22 protein-coding genes are annotated in these 19,252 nt (G+C 71.3%); 15 read left to right on the top strand and 7 right to left on the bottom strand.

Annotated elements, in window-relative coordinates; all coding sequences use genetic code 11:
- Nucleotides 1–4 precede the first annotated feature (4 nt).
- The gene (thpR, locus tag P3T27_RS34030) at nucleotides 5–622 is read left to right on the top strand and encodes an RNA 2',3'-cyclic phosphodiesterase (RefSeq protein ID WP_280685142.1); all 618 of its coding nucleotides are present in this window, start codon (nucleotides 5–7) and stop codon (nucleotides 620–622) included.
- A 416-nt stretch (nucleotides 623–1,038) separates the two neighbouring features.
- On the opposite strand, the gene P3T27_RS34020 is transcribed toward thpR, so the two are convergent.
- Entirely contained in the window at nucleotides 1,039–2,574 is a 1,536-nt protein-coding gene (locus P3T27_RS34020) for a S8 family serine peptidase (protein WP_280685141.1), read from the bottom strand.
- Between the two features lie 445 nt (nucleotides 2,575–3,019).
- Here P3T27_RS34020 and P3T27_RS34015 point away from each other — a divergent pair, with 445 nt between their 5' ends.
- The 3 genes from P3T27_RS34015 (at nucleotide 3,020) to P3T27_RS34005 (ending at nucleotide 5,633) form a co-directional block, all read left to right on the top strand.
- Nucleotides 3,020–4,486, top strand: coding sequence for an alpha/beta hydrolase (locus P3T27_RS34015; protein ID WP_280685140.1), 1,467 nt, complete (start codon nucleotides 3,020–3,022; stop codon nucleotides 4,484–4,486).
- 66 nt (nucleotides 4,487–4,552) lie between these two features.
- Nucleotides 4,553–4,810: a hypothetical protein gene (locus P3T27_RS34010; protein WP_280685138.1), complete on the top strand. Its 258-nt coding sequence runs from the start codon at nucleotides 4,553–4,555 to the stop codon at nucleotides 4,808–4,810.
- A gap of 55 nt (nucleotides 4,811–4,865) precedes the next feature.
- A complete protein-coding gene (locus P3T27_RS34005) occupies nucleotides 4,866–5,633 on the top strand; it encodes a DUF4360 domain-containing protein (protein WP_280685137.1) in 768 nt (255 codons plus the stop codon).
- A gap of 120 nt (nucleotides 5,634–5,753) precedes the next feature.
- Here P3T27_RS34005 and P3T27_RS34000 read toward each other — a convergent pair whose 3' ends face one another.
- Complete coding sequence (locus tag P3T27_RS34000) at nucleotides 5,754–5,927, bottom strand: hypothetical protein (protein ID WP_280685136.1); 174 nt, start codon at nucleotides 5,925–5,927, stop codon at nucleotides 5,754–5,756.
- Nucleotides 5,927–6,676 carry a replication-relaxation family protein gene (locus P3T27_RS33995; RefSeq protein ID WP_280685135.1) on the bottom strand — a complete coding sequence of 250 codons (750 nt, stop codon included), beginning with the start codon at nucleotides 6,674–6,676 and terminating at the stop codon, nucleotides 5,927–5,929. The genes P3T27_RS34000 and P3T27_RS33995 overlap by 1 nt, the downstream gene beginning before the upstream one ends.
- 273 nt (nucleotides 6,677–6,949) lie before the next feature.
- On the opposite strand from P3T27_RS33995, the gene P3T27_RS33990 reads away from it, so the two are divergent.
- The 7 genes from P3T27_RS33990 to P3T27_RS33960 all read left to right on the top strand — a co-directional run bounded on the left by P3T27_RS33990 (nucleotide 6,950) and on the right by P3T27_RS33960 (nucleotide 12,283).
- A complete protein-coding gene (locus P3T27_RS33990; protein ID WP_280685134.1) occupies nucleotides 6,950–7,489 on the top strand; it encodes a hypothetical protein in 540 nt (179 codons plus the stop codon).
- A 303-nt stretch (nucleotides 7,490–7,792) separates the two neighbouring features.
- A complete protein-coding gene (locus P3T27_RS33985) occupies nucleotides 7,793–8,038 on the top strand; it encodes a hypothetical protein (RefSeq protein WP_280685133.1) in 246 nt (81 codons plus the stop codon).
- Nucleotides 8,039–8,449: 411 nt separating this feature from the next.
- Entirely contained in the window at nucleotides 8,450–8,809 is a 360-nt protein-coding gene (locus P3T27_RS33980; protein ID WP_348534176.1) for a rhodanese-like domain-containing protein, read from the top strand.
- 87 nt (nucleotides 8,810–8,896) lie between these two features.
- Nucleotides 8,897–10,282 (top strand): MBL fold metallo-hydrolase, encoded by a 1,386-nt coding sequence (locus P3T27_RS33975; RefSeq protein ID WP_280685132.1) that lies wholly within the window; start codon nucleotides 8,897–8,899, stop codon nucleotides 10,280–10,282.
- Nucleotides 10,283–10,500: 218 nt separating this feature from the next.
- The gene (locus P3T27_RS33970; protein WP_280685131.1) at nucleotides 10,501–11,085 is read left to right on the top strand and encodes a rhodanese-like domain-containing protein; all 585 of its coding nucleotides are present in this window, start codon (nucleotides 10,501–10,503) and stop codon (nucleotides 11,083–11,085) included.
- Complete coding sequence (locus tag P3T27_RS33965) at nucleotides 11,082–11,954, top strand: sulfite exporter TauE/SafE family protein (protein ID WP_280685130.1); 873 nt, start codon at nucleotides 11,082–11,084, stop codon at nucleotides 11,952–11,954. The genes P3T27_RS33970 and P3T27_RS33965 overlap by 4 nt, the downstream gene beginning before the upstream one ends.
- A gap of 62 nt (nucleotides 11,955–12,016) precedes the next feature.
- Nucleotides 12,017–12,283, top strand: coding sequence for a metal-sensitive transcriptional regulator (locus tag P3T27_RS33960; protein WP_280685129.1), 267 nt, complete (start codon nucleotides 12,017–12,019; stop codon nucleotides 12,281–12,283).
- 111 nt (nucleotides 12,284–12,394) lie between these two features.
- Here the strand turns inward: P3T27_RS33960 and P3T27_RS33955 are convergent, their stop codons facing one another.
- Nucleotides 12,395–12,553, bottom strand: a complete 159-nt coding sequence (locus tag P3T27_RS33955; RefSeq protein ID WP_280685128.1) for a hypothetical protein — start codon at nucleotides 12,551–12,553, stop codon at nucleotides 12,395–12,397.
- An 8-nt stretch (nucleotides 12,554–12,561) separates the two neighbouring features.
- On the opposite strand from P3T27_RS33955, the gene P3T27_RS33950 reads away from it, so the two are divergent.
- Nucleotides 12,562–12,906, top strand: coding sequence for a hypothetical protein (locus tag P3T27_RS33950; RefSeq protein ID WP_280685127.1), 345 nt, complete (start codon nucleotides 12,562–12,564; stop codon nucleotides 12,904–12,906).
- 95 nt (nucleotides 12,907–13,001) lie between these two features.
- On the opposite strand, the gene P3T27_RS33945 is transcribed toward P3T27_RS33950, so the two are convergent.
- Nucleotides 13,002–13,925 (bottom strand): NADP-dependent oxidoreductase, encoded by a 924-nt coding sequence (locus P3T27_RS33945; protein ID WP_280685126.1) that lies wholly within the window; start codon nucleotides 13,923–13,925, stop codon nucleotides 13,002–13,004.
- A gap of 547 nt (nucleotides 13,926–14,472) precedes the next feature.
- Nucleotides 14,473–14,856: a hypothetical protein gene (locus P3T27_RS33940; RefSeq protein ID WP_280685125.1), complete on the bottom strand. Its 384-nt coding sequence runs from the start codon at nucleotides 14,854–14,856 to the stop codon at nucleotides 14,473–14,475.
- Between the two features lie 633 nt (nucleotides 14,857–15,489).
- Between P3T27_RS33940 and P3T27_RS33935 the strand changes: the two genes are divergently transcribed.
- The 3 genes from P3T27_RS33935 to P3T27_RS33925 all read left to right on the top strand — a co-directional run bounded on the left by P3T27_RS33935 (nucleotide 15,490) and on the right by P3T27_RS33925 (nucleotide 17,301).
- Entirely contained in the window at nucleotides 15,490–15,936 is a 447-nt protein-coding gene (locus tag P3T27_RS33935) for a CAP domain-containing protein (RefSeq protein WP_280685124.1), read from the top strand.
- A gap of 341 nt (nucleotides 15,937–16,277) precedes the next feature.
- Nucleotides 16,278–16,457 (top strand): hypothetical protein, encoded by a 180-nt coding sequence (locus P3T27_RS33930; RefSeq protein ID WP_280685123.1) that lies wholly within the window; start codon nucleotides 16,278–16,280, stop codon nucleotides 16,455–16,457.
- 85 nt (nucleotides 16,458–16,542) lie between these two features.
- On the top strand, nucleotides 16,543–17,301 hold the full coding sequence (locus P3T27_RS33925; RefSeq protein WP_280685122.1) for a hypothetical protein: 759 nt from the start codon (nucleotides 16,543–16,545) through the stop codon (nucleotides 17,299–17,301).
- 218 nt (nucleotides 17,302–17,519) lie between these two features.
- Here the strand turns inward: P3T27_RS33925 and P3T27_RS33920 are convergent, their stop codons facing one another.
- On the bottom strand, nucleotides 17,520–18,995 hold the full coding sequence (locus P3T27_RS33920) for an MmgE/PrpD family protein (protein ID WP_280685121.1): 1,476 nt from the start codon (nucleotides 18,993–18,995) through the stop codon (nucleotides 17,520–17,522).
- Nucleotides 18,996–19,252: the final 257 nt, after the last annotated feature.

The following is a 19,252-nucleotide window of genomic DNA, read 5'->3' as shown; positions in this document are numbered from 1 at the left end:
CCTCGTGGACGATCACCCCGAACCATCGACCCTGCGCGTCTTCGTGGCCCTGGCCCCGCCCGACGACGCCAAGGACGAACTGGCCCGGGCCCTGCAGCCCGCCTACACCAGGTACCCGCGGCTGCGGTGGAACCGGATCGAGGACTGGCACATCACCCTGGCCTTCCTCGGCGAACAGCCGTCCACGGCGGTGCCGCTGCTGCGGTCGGCGCTGGCCGGTCCGGCCGCGTCGCACCCCGCCCTGCACCTGGGCCTGCGCAGCGGCGGCCACTTCGACCAGCGGCTGCTGTGGAGCGGGATCGACGGGGACCTGGAGGGACTGCACCTGCTCGCCACCGGCGTGCGGGACCTGGTCAGGTCCTGCGGAATCGAGTTCAGGGACCGGCCGCTGCGCCCCCATCTGACGCTGGCACGGTCCCGCCGTGACGACCCCGTCAGCGTGCCGCAGGCCGCAGCCGGGCTGACCGGTTTCGTGGGCCGGCCGTGGCGGACCGAACGCCTCCACCTCGTCGGCAGCAACATCGGCCGCGGCCCGGGACCGATCCGCTACCGCGACATCGAGGCGTGGCGGTTCGGCGCAGCCGTCCGGGCCCGGGGCGGCGGCGCGCTGACCGAGCCGTAGCCTGCGGGCGAGTACCTGCGAGGGGGAGCCGACGCCGTTCGTGTTCGACCAGGCACTGCCCGTCGCCCTGGTCCTGGTCACGGCAGCCGCCTTCGGGTACAGGGCGAGGCTGCTGCTGCAGGACCGGCTGATGGCGCTGACGCCGGACGGGCCGAGCGGGCAGGCGCTGGGCCCGCACAGCTCCGGGATGCTCACCACGCAGGGTGTCGGCGCGGTGGTGAAGCCCCACGGCAGGCCCGGCCCCGGTGGCGACCCGGCGCCTGCTGTGCCTGGTGGACCGCTACCTGCACGCCCGTCGACCCGACGGGCCCGAAGAACGCGGGCGCCCCGTCCGGAACGGCCGGGGCGCCCGCGTTCAGGCGCGGAACAGGGCAGTCGTGGGGACGACTACGGCAGTGGGACCTGTGCGGTGCCGGCTACTCGACCGCGCGCAGTGCGTTGACGATGCCGAAGCCGTAGAAGCCGTTGACACGCTTGCCGCCCGCACAGACGGCGGCCGCGGTGCCGTCGCCGTTCCCGCCGTGCGGGTCGGCCGGGTCGGCAGGGCACCCCGGGTTGTCCGCCTGGGCCTTGAGCAGTGCCTGCAACTGGGCCGGGGTCGCGTGCGGGTGGGCGGACTTCAGCAGCGCGGCCACACCGGCGGCGTGGGGAGTGGCCATGGACGTGCCCTGCTCGTAGCCGTACTGGTTGTTCGGCAGCGTCGACAGGATGCCGCCTTCCCCGGACGGCGTGTCCGAGGCCTGGTACTGGTCGCCGCCCGGCGCCGCGACGTCGATCACGCCGAGGCCGTAGTTGGAGTAGTACGACTTCGCGCTCTTGGCGCCGGTCGCGCTGACCGTGACGACGCCCGGCAGTTGTGCGGGCAGGTCCCAGCACCTGCGCGGGTCGACCGTCCGACTCGCCGGGGTGGAGTCGTTGGGGCTGCCGCCGTCGGTGAAGGCGTCGGAGGCCAGGTCGTGGTTGGCGTTGCCGGCCCCGGCGACATTGAGGGTGCCCTTGCGCTGCGCGTAGAGCTGGGCGCGGTTGACCGCGTCGACGATGGCCTTCTGGTCGGGGTCGTCCAGGCAGTTGTACTGCCACGGGTCCACGTAGTAGCTGTTGTTGGTGATCTGCACACCGTGGTCGGCGGCGAACACGAAGGCGCAGACGACGCTTTCGGCGTAGATCAGCTGGCGCGGGGTGGGTTGGGAGACCGTGATGCCGGAGACCTTCACACCGGGTGCCACGCCCGCGACGCCGATGCCGTTGCGGGCCGCGGCTATCGTGCCCGCCACGTGCGTGCCGTGGAAGTAGTTCGGATCCACCGGCCGCCAGGAGCCGTACGTGGTGTCGGCCTTGCCACTGGCGCAGTCCGCGGACTGCGAGGGGGAGAAGTTCGCGGCGAGGTCCGGGTGGGTGTCGTCGACGCCGGTGTCTATCACGGCGACCGTGACGTCCCTGCTGCCGGGGTTGATCTCCGCGGCCTTGTCCGCGCCGATCGCCCGCAGGTCCCACTGCTCGGCTTCGAGTGGTTCGGTGCCGCCGCCGGAGGCTTTCCCGATCCTCGCGGCTTCGGCCTCGGAGAGGTACCGCACCGCACCCTCGTCGGTCGTCCCCGCGGCGCTGAGCGGCGCGGTCCGCGTGGCACCGGCCGACTCCACGCCGCGCACCGCGCGCAGCCGCCTGCCGAAGTCGGGGTTCGCCGAGTGGACGACGATGACGCCGATCCCGTCGTACGTGACGACGATGGTGCCGCCGGCGGCGGTGATGGCCCGCTGCACCTCCGCGATCGTGCGGCGGTCGGTCCTGGTGTTGACGACGTACGCCAGGGTGTGCGCGTCCTCGGCCCGCGCGGCGGACGGTATTCGGGGCGTCGCCGAGGCCGAGGCGGGGAGGAAGCCGAGCGAGGCGGTCAGCGACAGCACGACCGGTACGGCCAGGCCGAGCCGGAGTAAGGAGCGTCGTCGAGCCATGTGGTCTCCACATCATCCGGGTGCAGGACCCGCCCGCAAGCAGAGTGCCAGCCGGGCGGGTGCGTGACGGGTGGTACGGGGGGTAAAGCTATCCCGCCACCCCGCCTGATGGTGCCGACCGCGACCAGACCGCGACCAGGACGGCCCGCGCGGCGAGTTCCCCTCCCGCCGTCATACGGCGGCCGGACACCCCGGACACCCGCCGAGCACGCCGCTACGCCCCAATCCGACCCCGCGGTGTGCCCCGGTGACAACGGCAGGCAGCCGGTCGGCCGTTCACCCGGCCCCGGCGGATGGCGGGAAACGGGACCCCAGCAGTACGTCAGCACCTCGCCGTACGCCGTAGGTTGGATCTCGAGCCCATTCCCGCGCCGTACGTGGTGCGGGTACGGCGGAACGGAGACTGGAGGTGATCCGAGACATCGATTCTGTACAGAGGACTGGCATGGTTCTGCGAGACGGGCGAACGATTTCCGCGCTGACGGTCGGGGCGGCGACGGCCGTGCTGGCGGCGCTCACCCCCGCGACGGCGTTCGCCGCGGGCGACCCGCTCCAGCGGTACGCGCGGCAGCAACTCCGTTGGGAGCGTTGCGACGCGGGCCGCCCGGCGGCGTTCGAGTGTGCGAAGGTCACGGTGCCGCTGGACTACGGCGACCCCGCGGGCCGGAAGATCGGCATCGCGATATCGCGGGTCAAGGCGGGCAGCGCGAAGGAGCGGCACGGCGTGCTGCTGATGAACCCCGGGGGCCCGGGCGGCCCGGGGCTGACCATGCCCGTGGAGATGGAGCCGCTGCTGTCGGCGCAGGTGCGGGAGCGGTTCGACCTGGTCGGGTTCGACCCGCGCGGGGTCGGGCAGAGCTCGCCGATCGGCTGCGACCTGACGGAGGACGAACGGAGCCTCCAACACCCTTACGCGGCAGGGACGTTCGCGAAGGACGTGGAACGGGCCCGGGCGGTGGCCGACAAGTGCCGCGCCAAGGCGGGGGACGTGCTGCCGCACATCACCACCCGCAACACGGCGCGGGACATGGACGTCGTCAGGGCGGCGCTGGGGGAGAGGAGGATCTCCTACTTCGGGCACTCCTACGGTACCTACCTGGGCGCCGTCTACACGCAGATGTTCCCCCAGCGCTCGGACCGGTTCGTGCTCGACAGCGCGCTCGACCCGGCGCTCGCGTGGCGCGGGACGCTCCGGGAGGGGGCGGCGGGGGCCGAACTCGCCTTCACCCGGTGGACCGAGTGGGCCGCCGCACGCGACGCCACGTACGGGCTGGGTGCCACCGCGGAGGAGGTCCGCAAGACGTACTGGGACCTGGTCGCCCACGCCGACCGCACGCCCGTCCCGACCGAGGACGGGGCGCTCGACGGCGACGCCATCCGCTCCGGGTACGCCGCGTTCGTCCACCTCGAGGCCGTCACCCCCTGGATCGTCGCGCTGAAGGCCGCGGCCGCGGGCGGCCCGCCCGTACCGGCCGTGCCGGCGGTCGTTCCGTCGGACAACACGACCGCCGCCGTGTGGGCCGTCTTCTGCGGCGACACCCGCAGCTGGCCGCGCGACCCCGAGCAGTACCGCCGGGACGCGGTCCGTGACCGGGCCAGGTACCCGCTGGCCGGCGACCTGGGGGCCAACATCCAGCCGTGCGCGTTCTGGAAGTCGGCGGGCGGCGAGTCGGCCACCGTGGTGAACAACGACGTCAACGCGCTGATCGTGCAGAACCAGTGGGACCCGCAGGCGACGCTGGACATGGCCCAGGGCATGCGGCGGGCACTGCACGGCGCACGGATGGTCACGGTGGCCGACGGTGAGGGCCACGGCGTGGTGGTGGCCGGCCCGTCCTGCGCGGACGGCAGTGTCACGCGCTACCTGACCACGGGCCGGCTGCCCGCGAAGGACCTGACCTGCGGCGGCTAGCTAGTGCAGCAACGCACTGATCCTGCGAGGGTCCCGAGTCTGCGTTCGGGCTGTTCAGTCCTGTGCGTGGAACTGCTGGAGCCATGCCTCCCCCGCCGGGGTGTTCTCGATCCAGCAACGCTGCGCCGCCTCGGTGTGGTCGACGACTATGTGGGCCGCCAGCTTGAGCGGGCCCGCGGGCGGGCGATCGGCATGCCGGACGATCGCGCCGGGCCGTTCGCCGGCGGCTGGCCCGGCTGGGAGCCGGATCCGTCCTGGCCGCTGCCGACGCTGCCGCCCGGCGCCGATGAAGCGGCCACGTCGGCGACCCCGTACCGGCTGTGACGGGCAACGGCCTCGGGGCCTGCATCCGGGCTAGTGCCTCCACCTTGAAGGCTGTTTGAGTGACTGGATCGTCACCTTCTGTACGCGGACACGCAACGTGTGGTGCGATGCCGACGTGAAATCCGGGGGTCGGGCTCGGAAAGCGACGCCCGCCCTGGAGCCGTGGACGATTGAAGGGAAGCCCATGGTGCTCCGCGCGCTGGCTGCGACTGGTGTCGCCACATCATTGTTCGGCTCGTCGGTCTTCGGCGGCAGCCCGCCCCCGCCCCCGCCTCCGGACCGGATCGTCATCGACAGCGTGGCGCTCAACGGTTCCGGCTGCCCGGCGGGGACGGCCTCCGTGGCCGTGTCCCCTGACAACACCGCCTTCACCGTCGCCTACAGTAACTACCTTGCCCAGGTGGGGCCCGGTTCGGTGCCGGCCGACTTCCAGAAGAACTGTCAGCTCAACCTGCTCGTGCACGTCCCCGGTGGCTACACCTACGCGATCGTGTCCGCCGGCTACAGCGGCTTCGCGTCACTGGCGCCGGGTGCGTCCGGGACCCAGCGGGCCAGCTACCACTTCCAGGGCAACGCCCACACCACCAACTCGACCCATCACTTCAAGGGCGGGTTCACCGGTAACTGGCAGGTGACCGACACCGTGGACGTTGCCGCCCTGGTCTTCGCCCCCTGCGGGGAGGAGCGCAACCTCGACATCAACACTGAACTGCAGGTCGAGCGCGGCACCTCGAGCCCGAGCGCCACCAGCTTCATGGAGATGGATTCGACGGACGGCAGGATCAAAACCGTGTACCACCTGGCCTGGAAGCGGTGTCAGTGATCTCCTGGCGCTGCGATCGGCGGGTGCGTCCAGGCCAACGGCTCTCGTAGTCGTTGGTAGCACTGTGTCGGGGTGGCCCGCGCTCGGGCCGCCCCTTCGCCGTTCCTGCCCCCCGCCCTCCTACGGCTCCGTCCACCCGCACGCCCGCCCGCCCCGGGCGCCGAGCGAGTGCCAGATGGGCGCGGACGGTCCGCGCTGGACCAGGTCCTCGATCCGGGCAGCGCCGGCCGGGACGGTGGCGAGCAGCTCGGCGACGGCCGGGTTCTCCTCGGCGGCCAGCCGCAGGTCCGCCATCACCGGGCGCACCTGGGCCGCGCCGGTGCCGACCAGGACCACCAGCAGCCGCGGGAAGGAGCGCCACGCCGCTCCCATGCCCGCCCCGCTCCGCCCTCGCCGTCCTGCTCCCACACCCGGGCGCAGGCCGCCAGCTGCGCGGCGGTCTGCTCGTCGCCGACGCCGGGGCGGTGGCGCTCGATGAACGCCCGCTGGCGGTGCCGCTCGTCGCCGGTGCCGGCGGTGTACGCGAGGTGGGCGGCGGGCCGGTACACCTCGGCGCCGGTGGGCAGCTCGGGGGCGGGGACGAGGTCGAGTGGGCCGCAGGCCTCGCCGCGGGTGCGGGCGTCGGTGACGAAGGCGGCGTGGATCCGGCCGATGTCGAGCAGGTGCTCGCGCCCGTGCTGCACCGCCGGGTTCTCCGAGCCGGGCACCGGCGCGGTCGGGCGCAGGGCTTCGGGGAAGGTGGCGGTGACGGCGGAGCCGGCCGCGGTGAGGTGCCAGGCCTTCGCGCGCCCGGCCTGCGGCAGGGTCACGAGCTCCGCCAGGCCCTCGGCCTGGAGCCGGGTCAGCCGCTTCTGGGTCTGCTTGATTCCGGCGGCGCCGCCGTGCAGCTGGTGGAGCTGCTCGGCGGTCGCCAGGGTGAAGCGGTGGAGCGTCACCAGGACGTCGTGGTCGGTCTCCAGGAGTTCCCGCTCCCGGGCGGCCCGGCGGAAGGTGCGCCCGGACGGCGTGTGGCAGGCGGCGGAGATCGGCGTGCCGGTGCTCATGGTGGAGGTCGACTGCTCCCGCCCGGGGGTCAGCGCCAGTCGATCCCGAGTGCGGCGAGCTGGTCGAGCCGCTCCCCGCTGAGCTTGGCCCGGCTGGTCTTGGCGTTGGAGATCCACACGCCCACCCAGCGGCTGTCCGCTGTGAGCAGGCGTACGCCCGCTCACAGGTGCTTGGTACGCGAGCGGTCCTCACCCGTTCGGGCGATAGGCCCTGAAGTGGGCGATTCCTACCTTGTCAGAGGCATATCCCATCGCCTTCGTTCGGGAGGAACCATGTCAACGCTGCGTACCGGCCTCATCGGCATCGCGGCACTGCTGCTCGTGGGCGCCACGACCGCGGCAGCTGCGCAGAGCAACGCGAAGGCGGCCCCGGCCGCACCGGCTGCGGTCAGCGGGATCGCGAAGCTGCACACGATCGTTGACCTGCCGCCCGGCAGGTGGACCGACACGCCGTTGGAGGTCACGCTTCCCCAGGCCGGCACGTATGAGCTCGACGCGGATGTCCGCGGACGCCTCGCGGGCAATCCGTCGCTCAACGTCTACATGAGCGCGCGGCTGTGGAACGTCACGGCCGCCGCCGAGGTACCGGAGAGCGAGCGGCTCGTCTACCAGATCATCGACGGGAACCCGGGCACCGCCCAGGCGGGCGGCAACCAGACCGCGCCGATCAGCGAGCTGATCAGGGTCAGTGGGCCGACAACGATCCGGCTGCAGGCACAGGAGACCAACGCCGTCGGGGCGGCCACCGTCGCACAGGTCTACTCCGACGGCGTTGGCTTCACCGCGCTCCGCTACGACCGGGTCGGCCCCTGATGCCGGGCCGTAGCTCGGCCACCAGGCCGTCCGCGACCTCACCCGCGACCTCGACCCTGCCACGCTGCGCCAGGTCATGAGCTGGCTGGAGCGCATCCGTACCGCGGCCCTCGCACTGCGCGGCACCGATCAGGCCCCGCCCGTCCATCCCAGGGTGCGCCGCACTCAGTTCTGACGGACCGCCCGGGCCCCAGGGCCTGCTGCCCTTCCGCTGCGCGCGGCTCAGCCGGTGACCTCCGGCTGGGCCGCGTTGTTCTGTCGACAGCGCCGCTGTCCACAGCCGGCCCCGGCCAGGGTGGCGCCATGACGACGACGAAGAGGACCGCAGCGCCTGCCAGGCCCACGCCGCCGGTAGCCGGGGCAACTGCCTCGGTGGTGTACCTGCGCACCGTCCAGACACGGCTCCTGGCGCTGCTGGAGCGGTACACCGACGGCCCGCTGTGCATGGACTACCGGTTCGTCCCGGACAAGACCACCCAGCGGGCGGTCCGCCTGCTCGCGGCCCTCCTGGACGACAGCGGGGTGCCGGTGACGCCGATGCCGGCGTAGAGGAACGTCGCCAGGATGCGTTCGGTGAGGTCTTTCGGCAGGTCGGAGGCGTCGGATACGAACCAGATCATGCCGAGGTGCCGCGTACTGCCCGCTCGCGGGGTCCCACTGCTTCGCCGGGAGGGGGCCGCCCGGGCGCTGGCCGGGCGACCGGCGGCCCGGCCGGCCGTGTCGGCCTTGCCCGCACGTTGAGGCCGGGCATGTGCGCGAAGGCGCGGTGCCGGGGCTTCGGGACGCGGGTGCAGCCACCGAATCCAAAGATACCCCTAGGGGTACAGTCGAGTTAAAGGCCCGCCGGGGGTGTGCGCCGTCACGCCTCCGCCAAGATACCCCGGTGGGTATTTGACGGGGGTGTTGCGGTGGAGTTACGTTCGAAGCCAAGATGCCCCTGGGGGTATATGAAGGACTGACGTGACCCGTGAGATCGACCTCGACACCTTCGCCGCGGCCTGGGCCGATGGCGGCCTCGTCCTGGACGTGCGCGAGCCGGACGAGTACCACGCGGGACACGTGCCCGGCGCGCTGCCCGTCCCGCTCGCGAAGCTGCCCACCTGGTCCGGCGCCCCGGCCGGTGTACGTGATCTGCGCGAGCGGCAACCGCAGCCTGGTCGCCGCCGACTGGATGCGTGTCCGCGGCGTCGACGCCCGGTCGGTCGCCGGCGGCACCCGTGGCTGGGCCCGCGCCGGGCACCCTCTCGTCGCCGGCTCGCATCCGCACTGACTTGGCCCCGCGCCGCCCGGCGCACCTTCTTTCGCTCCTCGCACACCTGAAGCCGCGGCCCGCCTCGCCTACTCATTTCTATACCCCACCGGGTATATCAAGTCCGGTGTGGGCCCCCGATCGGAAGGTTGTTCCCCGTGTTCTTCGCCCAGTACTACCTCGACTGCCTCTCCCAGGCGTCGTACATGATCGCCGACGAGTCCACCGGCAAGGCGGTGGTCGTCGACCCACGCCGGGACATCTCCGAGTACATGGCCGACGCCCAGGCGTACGGCTTCACCGTCGAGGCGGTCATCAACACCCACTTCCACGCCGACTTCGTCGCCGGTCACCTGGAGATGGCCGCCCGCACCGGCGCGTGGATCGGCTACGGGCAGCGGGCCGAGACCGAGTACGCGATCCGCCACCTCGCCGACGGCGAGCGGATCAGCCTCGGCGAGGTGACCCTGCAGATCATGGAGACCCCCGGCCACACCCCGGAGTCGATCAGCGTCCTGGTCTACGAACGCGCAGCCGACGAGGTCCCCTACGGAGTGCTGACCGGAGACGCGCTGTTCATCGGCGACGTCGGCCGCCCCGACCTGCTCGCCTCGGCGGGCGTCACCGCCGAGGAACTCGGCCGGATGCTCTACCGCAGCGTGCAGCACAAGCTGATGGGCCTGCCCGACGAGGTGCGGGTCTTCCCCGCCCACGGCGCGGGCTCGGCCTGCGGCAAGAACCTCTCCACCGAGAAGCAGTCCACCATCGGCGCCCAGCGCGCGACCAACTACGCCTGCCGGCCGATGAGCGAGGACGAGTTCGTCGCCATCGTCACCGCCGGACAGTCCACCGCACCCGGCTACTTCGCCTACGACGCCACCCTCAACCGCCAGGAACGCGACCTGTTCGACCCCACCGTCGCGCCCCGGTCACTGTCACTGGGGGAGTTCCGCACCGAACACGCCACCGGAGCGGTCGTGGTGGACACCCGCAGCCCGCAGGAGTTCGGCACCGGCCACCTGCGCGGTGCGATCAACATCCCCGCCGACGGCCGCTTCGCCGAACAGGCCGGCACCGTCCTGGCCCCCGACAGCCGCATCCTGGTCATCGCACCCCAGAACCGCGAGGAGGAGATCGCCACCCGCCTCGCCCGCATCGGCTTCGACCACCACGCTGGCTACCTGCTGGGCCCCGACGACGCCCTCGCCGCCATGCCCGACCAGGTCACCCCGGCCAGCCGCCTGACCGCCGACCAACTGCGCACCGCCCTCGCCGGGGACCAGCCCCCGGTCGTCCTGGACGTCCGCAACTGCTCCGAACGCGCCGGCGGCCACATCGAGGGCTCACTCCACATCGCGCTGGGCGAACTGCCCCACCGCCTGGACGAGATCCCCACCGACCGCCCACTGGTCCTGCACTGTGCCGGCGGACACCGCTCCTCCATCGCCGCCAGCCTGCTGCGCCACCACGGTTTCGAGGACGTCTCCGACATCCTCGGCGGCTACGGTGCCTGGGCCCTGCTCGCCGAACCCACCACCGCCTGACCGACCCCCCCCAGACGCCGGGACCCGGCGTGGAGGCCGACCGTCGCCAGCCCTCCGCGCCGGCCCCGGCCCCCAAGCCACATCCCGGCCCCCGAACCAACGGTGTCCGACGCGAGACCACCCCCCACCGCCCTGCCGGACACCCGCGCCCAGCCACACCCCGACATATACCCGGGTAGGTATTTCGCCCGCCCGGTGGAACCGACATCGGAGACCCCATGACCACCCCCACCCGCACCCCCGCCGCAATCGACACCTCGGCCCTGAGGGAACTCACCAAGGACGGCAGCGGCCCGCGCCTACTGGACGTGCGCACCCCCGGCGAGTTCCACACCGTCCACATCCCCGGCGCCTACAACGCGCCCCTGGACACGCTGCGCGAGTACCGCGCCGAACTGCTCCACCACCTCGACGAGGACACCGTCCTGATCTGCCGTTCCGGCGCCCGCGCCGCCCAGGCCGAGCAGGCCCTCTCCGACGCCGGGCTGCCCAACCTGCGCGTCCTTCAGGGCGGCATGGCCGCCTGGGAGGCAGCCAAGGGCCCGGTGACCCGCAGGGCGGCTCGCTGGGAACTGGAACGCCAGGTGAGGCTGATCGCCGGTTCGATCGTGCTCGTCTCCGGACTGGCCGGCCTCGCGATACCCGGCCTGCACCTGATCGGCACCGCCGTCGGAGCCGGCCTCACCTTCGCCGCCGTCACCAACACCTGCGCGATGGGCATGCTGCTCGCCAAGCTCCCCTACAACCGCGGCCCGCGCACCGACATCAACTCGGTGATCGCCGCACTCAGGAGCCGTCCGTGATCACCCTCGACATCGCGGCCTCGCTGCTGATCGGAGTCCTCCTCGGAATCCTGGGCGGCGGCGGATCCATGCTCACCGTCCCGATCCTGGTCTACCTGGCCGGCCAGGACACCAAGCAGGCCATCACCACCTCCCTGTTCGTCGTCGGCGTCACCAGCATCGCCGGCCTGATCTCCCACGCCCGCGCCGGCCGGGTGCGCTGGCGCACCGGAACCCTGTTCGGCCTGGCGGGCATGATCGGCGCCTACGCCGGCGGACGAGCCGCCACGTACATCCCCGACACCGTCCTGCTGATCGCCTTCGCCCTCATGATGCTCGCCACCGCGGCCGCGATGCTCCGCCGCCCCCGCAAGACCCCGGCGCAGGCGCACCGCGAACTCCCGCTCCACCGGCTGCTCCTGCAGGGCCTCGTCGTGGGCGCGGGCACCGGCATCCTCGGCGCCGGCGGCGGCTTCCTCATCGTGCCCGCGCTGGCCCTGCTGGCCGGCCTGCCCATGGGCATCGCGGTGGGTACGTCCCTCCTGGTCATCGCCATGAACTCCTTCGCCGGACTGGCCGGACACATCTCCGGCGCCCACCTCGACTGGAACCTGGCCCTCGCCGTCACCGCCGCCGCGGTCCTCGGCAGCCTCATCGGCGGCCGCTACGCCGGACGCATACCCCAGCACGCCCTGCGCACCGGCTTCGGCTGGTTCGTCGTCGCCATGGGCCTGTTCGTCCTCAGCCGCCAGACCGGCCCGGCCGTCCTGGCCGCGGTCCCCGCGATCGCAGCCTGGCCGCTGCTCCAGCGCAGACGCGCCCACCGCACCGAAAACCCACCCGCACAGGGGGCGATGGCGCCCAGCCCGGAACCCGCCACCCGCCACTGACCCCGCATATACCCACTGGGGTATCCTGAAGGACGTAGTCGGCGCGAGCCAGGAGGAAACCGGTGCAGGTGGAAGAAGAAGCGGTGAGCGCGGTCCTCAACCGGCTGCGCCGTGCGCAGGGGCAGCTCGCCGGCGTCATCGCCATGATCGAAGCCGGCCGCGACTGCAAGGACGTGGTCACCCAGCTCGCCGCCGTCTCCCGGGCCCTCGACCGGGCCGGTTTCAAGATCGTGGCCAGCGGAATGCGCCAGTGCCTGGCCACCGCGGACGGCGACGCGCCACCGATGTCCGAAGCCGAACTGGAGAGACTCTTCCTCGCCCTCGCCTGACCGAACCCGAGCGGCCCCTCGACGGTACCCAGCCCGTGCAGGCAGAACAGCGATCAGAAGGGGCGAGGCCGATGGCCTCGCCCCTTCGCACTCCAGAGCTGTCCGCCGGGATCAGCGCCAGTCGAGTCCGAGTTCCGCGAGCTGATCGAGCCGCGCCTCGGCGAGCTTGGCCCGCCGGCTCGTGGTGTTGGACAGCCACACCCCGAGCTTCACCTTCACCGTGCCCTTGCCGCAGCTGTCGGGGATTTCCTCGACGCGGCTTCGGGGCACGGTTGCTGATGGTCGAGGCGGACCGCTCCACGATGGCCCCGGCCCGCCCGGACGACCAGCGCCAGGCCGCCCGCACGTCCAACGCGGCGCTGCGCCCGTGCTGGACCTGTCGGGGCTCGATCGGTGGGAAGGCGGGCTCACCGCTGGAACTCGACGAGAAGGCTGGCCCGGACCGGCTGGAGTGTCCGCAGTGCGCGGCCGACCGGGAGGCGGAGGAGCTGGGCCCGCTGGTGCTGCCGGTGCCGACGAAGCGGGAGCTGGTGGCCGCGCTGGTCTCCGCCCCGGACGATCCGTGGTGGGAGGCGCGGGTGCTCCACGCGAGGCTCTGCCCGGCGAAGGACCGGAAGGCGTGACCTGTTGCACTGGGTGGGCGTGCTTTGGCCTCTCGTGCCGTGTTGTCTGGACCTTTGGTTGGACCTGTTGGGGTGGCGGGTGGGGTGGTGGTCGGCTACTGGCCGTCGGTGACCCGGATGATGGTCTTGCCCCGGGCACGTCGGCCGGGCCCGAAGGTGACGGGGGCTTCCTCCAGCGATCTGACCTCGCCGACGATCGGCCTGAGCCGGCCGTCCCGGACACGCTGGGCTAATTCGGCCAGCCGGGCGCGGTCGGATTCCACGACGAAGAACACCGCCCGGCCGTTCCGGGGCTGTACCGGGGGCGGCGAGGCGATGGTCACCAGCGTGCCTCCGGCCCGTACCAGCGCAACCGACCGCTCCTGGATCTCGCCGCCGATCACATCGAAGACCAGGTCGACCTCGCCGACGTCCTCCAGCCGGTCGGCCTGCAGGTCCACGAATGCATCTATGCCCAGGCCCAGCGCGGTCTCCCGATCGGCGGCCCGGCCCGTGCCGACCACCCGGGCCCCGGCCTCCCGCGCGAGCTGCACCGCGATAGACCCCACCCCGCCCGCCGCCCCATGGATCAGGACGGTCTGCCCGGCGGCCAACCGGCCGTGGTCGAACAGGCCCTGCCATGCGGTCAGCCCCGAGATGGGCAGTGCGGCGGCCACCGTGTGGTCGATGTCCGCCGGAAGCGGCGCCAGGTTGCGGGCCTCCACCGCGGTGTACTCGGCCAGTGAACCGTCGCGGGTCCAGTCGGTCAGCCCGAACACCCGCTGACCCAGCGTGAGGCCGGTAGTGCCGTATCCCAGCTCCGAGACCACCCCCGACAGCTCGTGCCCAGGCACGCTCGGTGTCCGGTCCCGCCCGGCACGGTCGGTCCACGTGCCCGGCCACGCCAGCTCCCCGGGGGTGAACCCGGATGCGTGCACCCGCACGATGACGTCGTTCTCGGCGAGATGGGGGTGGGGAAGCTCGGTCAGGGACATTCCTTCGACGCCGGCGGCGCGGTCCCGGACGGTGATGGCCCGCATACCAGTTCCTCTCCTGTGATGACTGCGGCCCCGCCCCTTGTCCAGTCGGTCGAAGTCAGGCTGCCACACACCCCCGAGACCCGCCTTCCCGCTACGGCAAGCAGACGGAACACCTGCTCCGCCCCCGTACCACCCTGCACAACCCACCCTCGCCGACCCTGCTTCAGCTGCACACGAACCTGCCTGGTCGGAGGACAACTCCGGCTAACTGATCGCCAATCGCGCGGGGCCGAACAGGCCCCGGCTATCTGTCCGTCGTCGGACCGCAGGGTGTGACCTGTTGGTGTTGTGGGGCGTGGGATGGCCTTGGTTGATGATCGGCGTTTGGTTTTCAGCGGCTCGGCGTGGCTGTTCACCGGGGTGGTCGGGGGTCTTGTCCCTGGTCACGGCCGCCGTCAACCGGGGATGGTGAATGGGGGAGCCGGGTGCGCGGTGAAGTGTTCCGCGGTATCGCGGTGAAGAGCCGGTGCCGATCGTTATCACCGGCCTCGGGGCGTGGCTTGCGGCCGTGGTCCTGGAGCGGGAGCTGAGGATGCTCCAGAGCTTTCTACGGAGTGCTCTGTCTCCCGGAGCCCTGCGAACCGAAGACCCGGGCCACACAGCGATCTAGAAGATCACCGAAGGCCCGGGCTGAATCGATGTCAGGGGTCGGCAGCGTTCCCGCGTCGTCGATGGTTGCGATGAAGTCGATGTCGGCCCAACCGCCACGGAACAGGACGACCGAGAGCCGTGCGTCGCCGGGGCCTGTGATGAGGATGCCGATCGAGTCGGGTTCGGTCACCGACGACCGGTCCGTTTCAAGGCGCTGTGGCCACGGTGCGGCCTCGTCACGCCAGGTCACGTGCCCGACTGCCAGCCCCCGGCGCTCCCAATCCGTCCTGCGCTCGGCGACTTCGACAGCCGCGTGATCAAGATCGACGATTTGTTCCATGTACAGATCATGACGACCGGCGAGCGCAGCCTCCACCTGTTTCAGCCGGCGGCAGGCACGCCCCGCCGTATGACCACACGTTGCAGCGCTCCCAGGTTCCCGACCTGCGGTACGCAGCGCTCCCCGAACTCATCACTCAGCGCCTTCTGTTGTCGAGGACGAAGCCGCTGTGCGCGGGGGCGTCGGGGCTCGGTGAAAGGCGTGAAACGGCCGGAGGTGCCGGAGTCCGATTCACGGGAGCTCCTGACTTGAAACCGCGACGAATTCGCAGAAATCGCCGTCTGGGAAAGTCAGTTGGCCAGGGCGACGGGATTCGAGGCTACGAAGCGCAGAGCCTCGATCACCGGCTGTGCAAAGAAATCTCAGCGGCTTATTCAGTCGCCGCGAAGACGTCCTGGACATACGCTGGTGCTATTGACGGCGGTCATGTGGCCGCCGGACAGGGCGATTTGTCGCCGATGGCATCCTGGCCATCGCATGAGCCAGGCGTGCGGCCCGCTTCCGTGACGGCCGTGGTCCGCGCCGGCACTTGCTGCTGCTTTCTGTGCGACCAGGGGGGTCGCAATGAGAAATCCAACTCGGGTACACCATCGCGCCGCGAACATCTTCGCAACGGCGCTGATGACCGGAGGCATGATGCTGGCGACGGTTGCCACCGCGACCGTCTCCCCTGCGGCGGAGTTTCCCGCCCAGATCAGCCCCGGCGACCAACAGGCCATCCTCTCCGAGACCAACAGCGTTCGTGCCCAGGCCGGCCAGTCAGGTCTGACCTGGGACAGCGGGCTTGCCTCCGCGGCACAGTCCTGGGCTGACAACCCGGCATCCACCGCGGGCGGCTCGTTGCACCACGGGCCGACAAGCAACGCCGCCGAGAACATGTCGAGCGCCGGGCCGAGCCAGGCCACGGGGCACTGGGCCAGCGAGAAGAGCGCCTACGACTCCGATCCCAACCATGACCCGTACGCCAACCAGACGGGGTACTACCGCTGGGGTCACTACTACAACATGATCAACCCTAGTTACAGCAAGATGGGCTGCGGAGCGAAGAGCGGCGTCACGGTGTGCAGGTACTCGCCCTGAGCCACCCGGCACCTCCGGACGCGGACCGGGTCGTCGCCGTCGACTCCGCCGTCATCCGATCGCTGCTGGCCCGGGCAGCGAGCCCGGGCCAGCCTTCCCCTGACAGGCTGCGCCCCGCGAGAGGTTCGGGTGCGGCGACTCGCAGACTCGGCCGGGGCCCCGCGGCCGTCGCCGTGCTGGACGAAAGCCGTAAGGGCCGCCAGGGGCCACGGAAGGCCGTGTGCCGCACTTTGGCTCACCGCGTCGACGCCCGCGCCCTCGCCAAGGCCCTGGCATCCGCTCGGGCCTGCGAGGACGCCGAGTAGCCCGTCACCATCGACCCCGAGCAGCCGGCGCAGGGCGTGTGCGCCACGATGCAGGCCGAGGTGCGCCCCGAGGAGACCGGGATCGACCCGCTCAAGGCGGCTGGCGGGCGCATGCGGGTGATCGCCAGCGACGCCTACGGCGATTTCGAGTTCTTCGACGCTTCCCGACGCGGTCCGGAACGCTGCGAGTTCGCCGTCGCCCTCGGCCGGTTCTAAGGGCTCGCTCCCAAGCGGGTGCCCGTGTGGTCGACACCGGGCTCGCCCCCAAATCCCAACGGCTCGACCAACGCCCTGCGCGGCGATGTCCTCGGCGCGCTCGGCGTCCTCAAGGTCGCTACCGCTGACCAGCGACCGCACGGTGCACTGGTGGCGCCGTACCTGGCCCGGCCACACCCGCGCCGGCTACCCGCCGGTCGCCCTGGTCGTCACCGACGCCGGACCGGTCGCGCTGGCCAACCGGCAGCAGAACGCGGCCGAGCTGTCGGCCGAGGTCTGGGGCGGGCAGTGGTGCACGGTGCGCCGGGAAGACAACGACGGGGACGGCTGGCGGGTCTACGACGACGCCGTCCCGGTCGTCGTGACCACCCTGGAGCTGCTGGCCGAGCCCGGCCCGCTCGGCCCCGTCTGGTGGCGCTACGGCCGCCCCGGACGGCACTGTCTGACCGACGCGCTGGACAACCCGGACAACCGCACCGCCTACGACCAGTGCCAGAAGGCCCGCGAGAAGAAGGCCCGCCAGGCCCACCACGAGCTGATGCAGACCCTGGCCTGCGCCGACTGCGGCCAGGTCCCCAAGCAGAAAGCACCTACGAGTACGGGCTCCACGGACAGTGGACCCTCCGCCCCGGCGGCCACTGCTACCCCTGCCACCACAAGCACGAGGAACGCCAGGAGAAGGCCGCCGCCAAGGCTCTCAAGCGCCTGGAGAAGGCCCGGGAGACCAACGCCGCGCTGCGCCGGTGCTGGACGTGCCGGGGCTCGGTTGGTGGGAAGGCGGGCTCACCACTGGAACTCGACGAGAAGGCGGGCCCGGACCGGTTGGAGTGCCCGCAGTGCGTGAGCGACCGGGAGGTGGAGGAGCTGGGCCCGCTGGTGCTGCCCGCCCCGACCAAGCGGGAGTTGGTGGCCGCGATGGTGACCGCGCCGAGCGATCCGTGGTGGTGGTGGGCAGCATGCCCGCGACTTTCCGGCTTGATCTGGCCCTCGCGTTCGAGCCGGTCGAACTCGTCCGGGTCGAGGTTGGGCATGAAGGGCAATCTGTTCACATCAAATGCCCTCTCAGTCCAAGGCGGGCCGCACAGCCGGGGTGAGCAGGGCGGTCAGCTGGGAGATGTCGTCGAGGGCTTCGAGGCCGAGGACGGCGTTCTCGATGGCGGCCTGGCGGCCCGGGGAGACCACGGAGTGCGTCAGGCTGCGGTACTTGTCGACGATCTCCGCGTTGGTCAGAAGGCGGTCGCCGGTGCCGCGGGGGTGCCGGACGACCGCCTCGCGGACGCCGCCGTCTTTCAGGGTCAGGCGCAACCGTGTAGTGAGCCTTTCATCGGCCGGGAGCCGGTCGTACGCCTCTTCGTGGCGTGTTTCCGTGCGGTCGATCAGGTTCCACACGTCGTCGCGATTGATCCGTTCCTCGGTGAACTGGCCGATGAGCACGTCCCCGTCGATGAGCGCCACCGCCACCGTGTAGGCCACGTTCATCTGGGCGCCGATCGGCTCGAGCGGTCGGACCGCCCGCCACCCTCCGTGTCCATAGGCGGCTTCCGGTAGGTCGATCTCGATTCGTTCGACCTGGTCGGCCGTCAGCTTGTGCTCCGACCGCAGGTGGAGGGCAGCGTCGATGGCGGCGTGCAGCAGGCCCATGGCGGCGTATGCCTTCACCGCGATGCGCTCGGTCTCCCAGACCGTGCCCAGGCCCGCGGTGATCTGCCCGGCGTCGGGGCTGTGCCCCTCTCCGAAGGTGGACAGGAAGCCGCCGTACTCACGCTCGAAGACCCGCTTGATGCCGACGTAGCCCGACGCGGCGAGCGCGGCCGCGGTCAGGCCGTTGCGCGCGGCGAAGCCGTGCTGCATCCGCTTGACCATCGACTCGAACTGCGCCGACATCAGGCCGCATGACTGGGTGGCGGCCATCCCTAAGGCGTCCTCGAATCCGGCGGCGTCCAGCCCATAGAGCGTCCCGGCAGACACCGCGGCGCTGTGGGTACCGAAGACCACACCCGAATGCCAGCCGCGGGAGATCATCTCCAGGCCCCCCAGGGCCATGCCCACCCGTGGCCCCGTCTCATAGCCGAGGATCGCGCCGAGCAGGAAGCGGGCCCCTGACACCTCACCGACGTGTGGGACCGCCGCGAGCATGGCTGGCACGACCAGCGCGTTGCTGTGCAATGGGGCGAGCGGGTGGTAGTCGTCGAGTTCGAAGCCCTGGATGAAGCTGGAGTTGAGCATCGCCGCCGACGGCGCGCTGGTCGTGAGGGCTCCCCAGCCGATCAGCGCGGCGCTCCCGGCGTTGTCCAGCGCGGTGACCCCCTCGACACCCTTGCGGGAGACAGGAAGCCTGGCTCCGACCAGGGCACAGGCAATACCGTCGAGCAGCAGGTGCTTGGCGCGCTCGCGCACGGAACGCGGCATCTCTCCCAGCGAGGTGCCGGCAAGCCAGGTGGCCAGCCGGCCGGTGGGACCCGTGGGGTCTGTGGGGTCGCCGCCGTCGTTGTCGGCCACCCGATCGGGCCGATCGGGCTTGGGTTCGGAGATACTCATGGGCTTTCTGCACTCCTGCCGTTTCCAGTGCGGTCCTGCGAACGTCGTTGCTGACGGTCGCTCATGGTGACGCAGTGGAAGGCCCTTACATCGGCAGCCCTGTCCACCTGTCGCCTGATTCACTGAGATGCCCGAGTGCATCGCCCTCACCTGCGCCTTCGGCCTCGGCGCCTTGCCGATTGCTGCCGACCAAGCGGGAGCTGGTGGCCGCGTTGGTCTCCGCTACCGGTGGTCAACCTGGTTGGTGCCCAGGCTGA

It is taken from the genome of Kitasatospora sp. MAA19 (genome assembly GCF_029894125.1).
Taxonomy (GTDB): Bacteria; Actinomycetota; Actinomycetes; order Streptomycetales; family Streptomycetaceae; genus Kitasatospora.
This window is presented reverse-complemented; position numbering and strand designations above follow the sequence as displayed.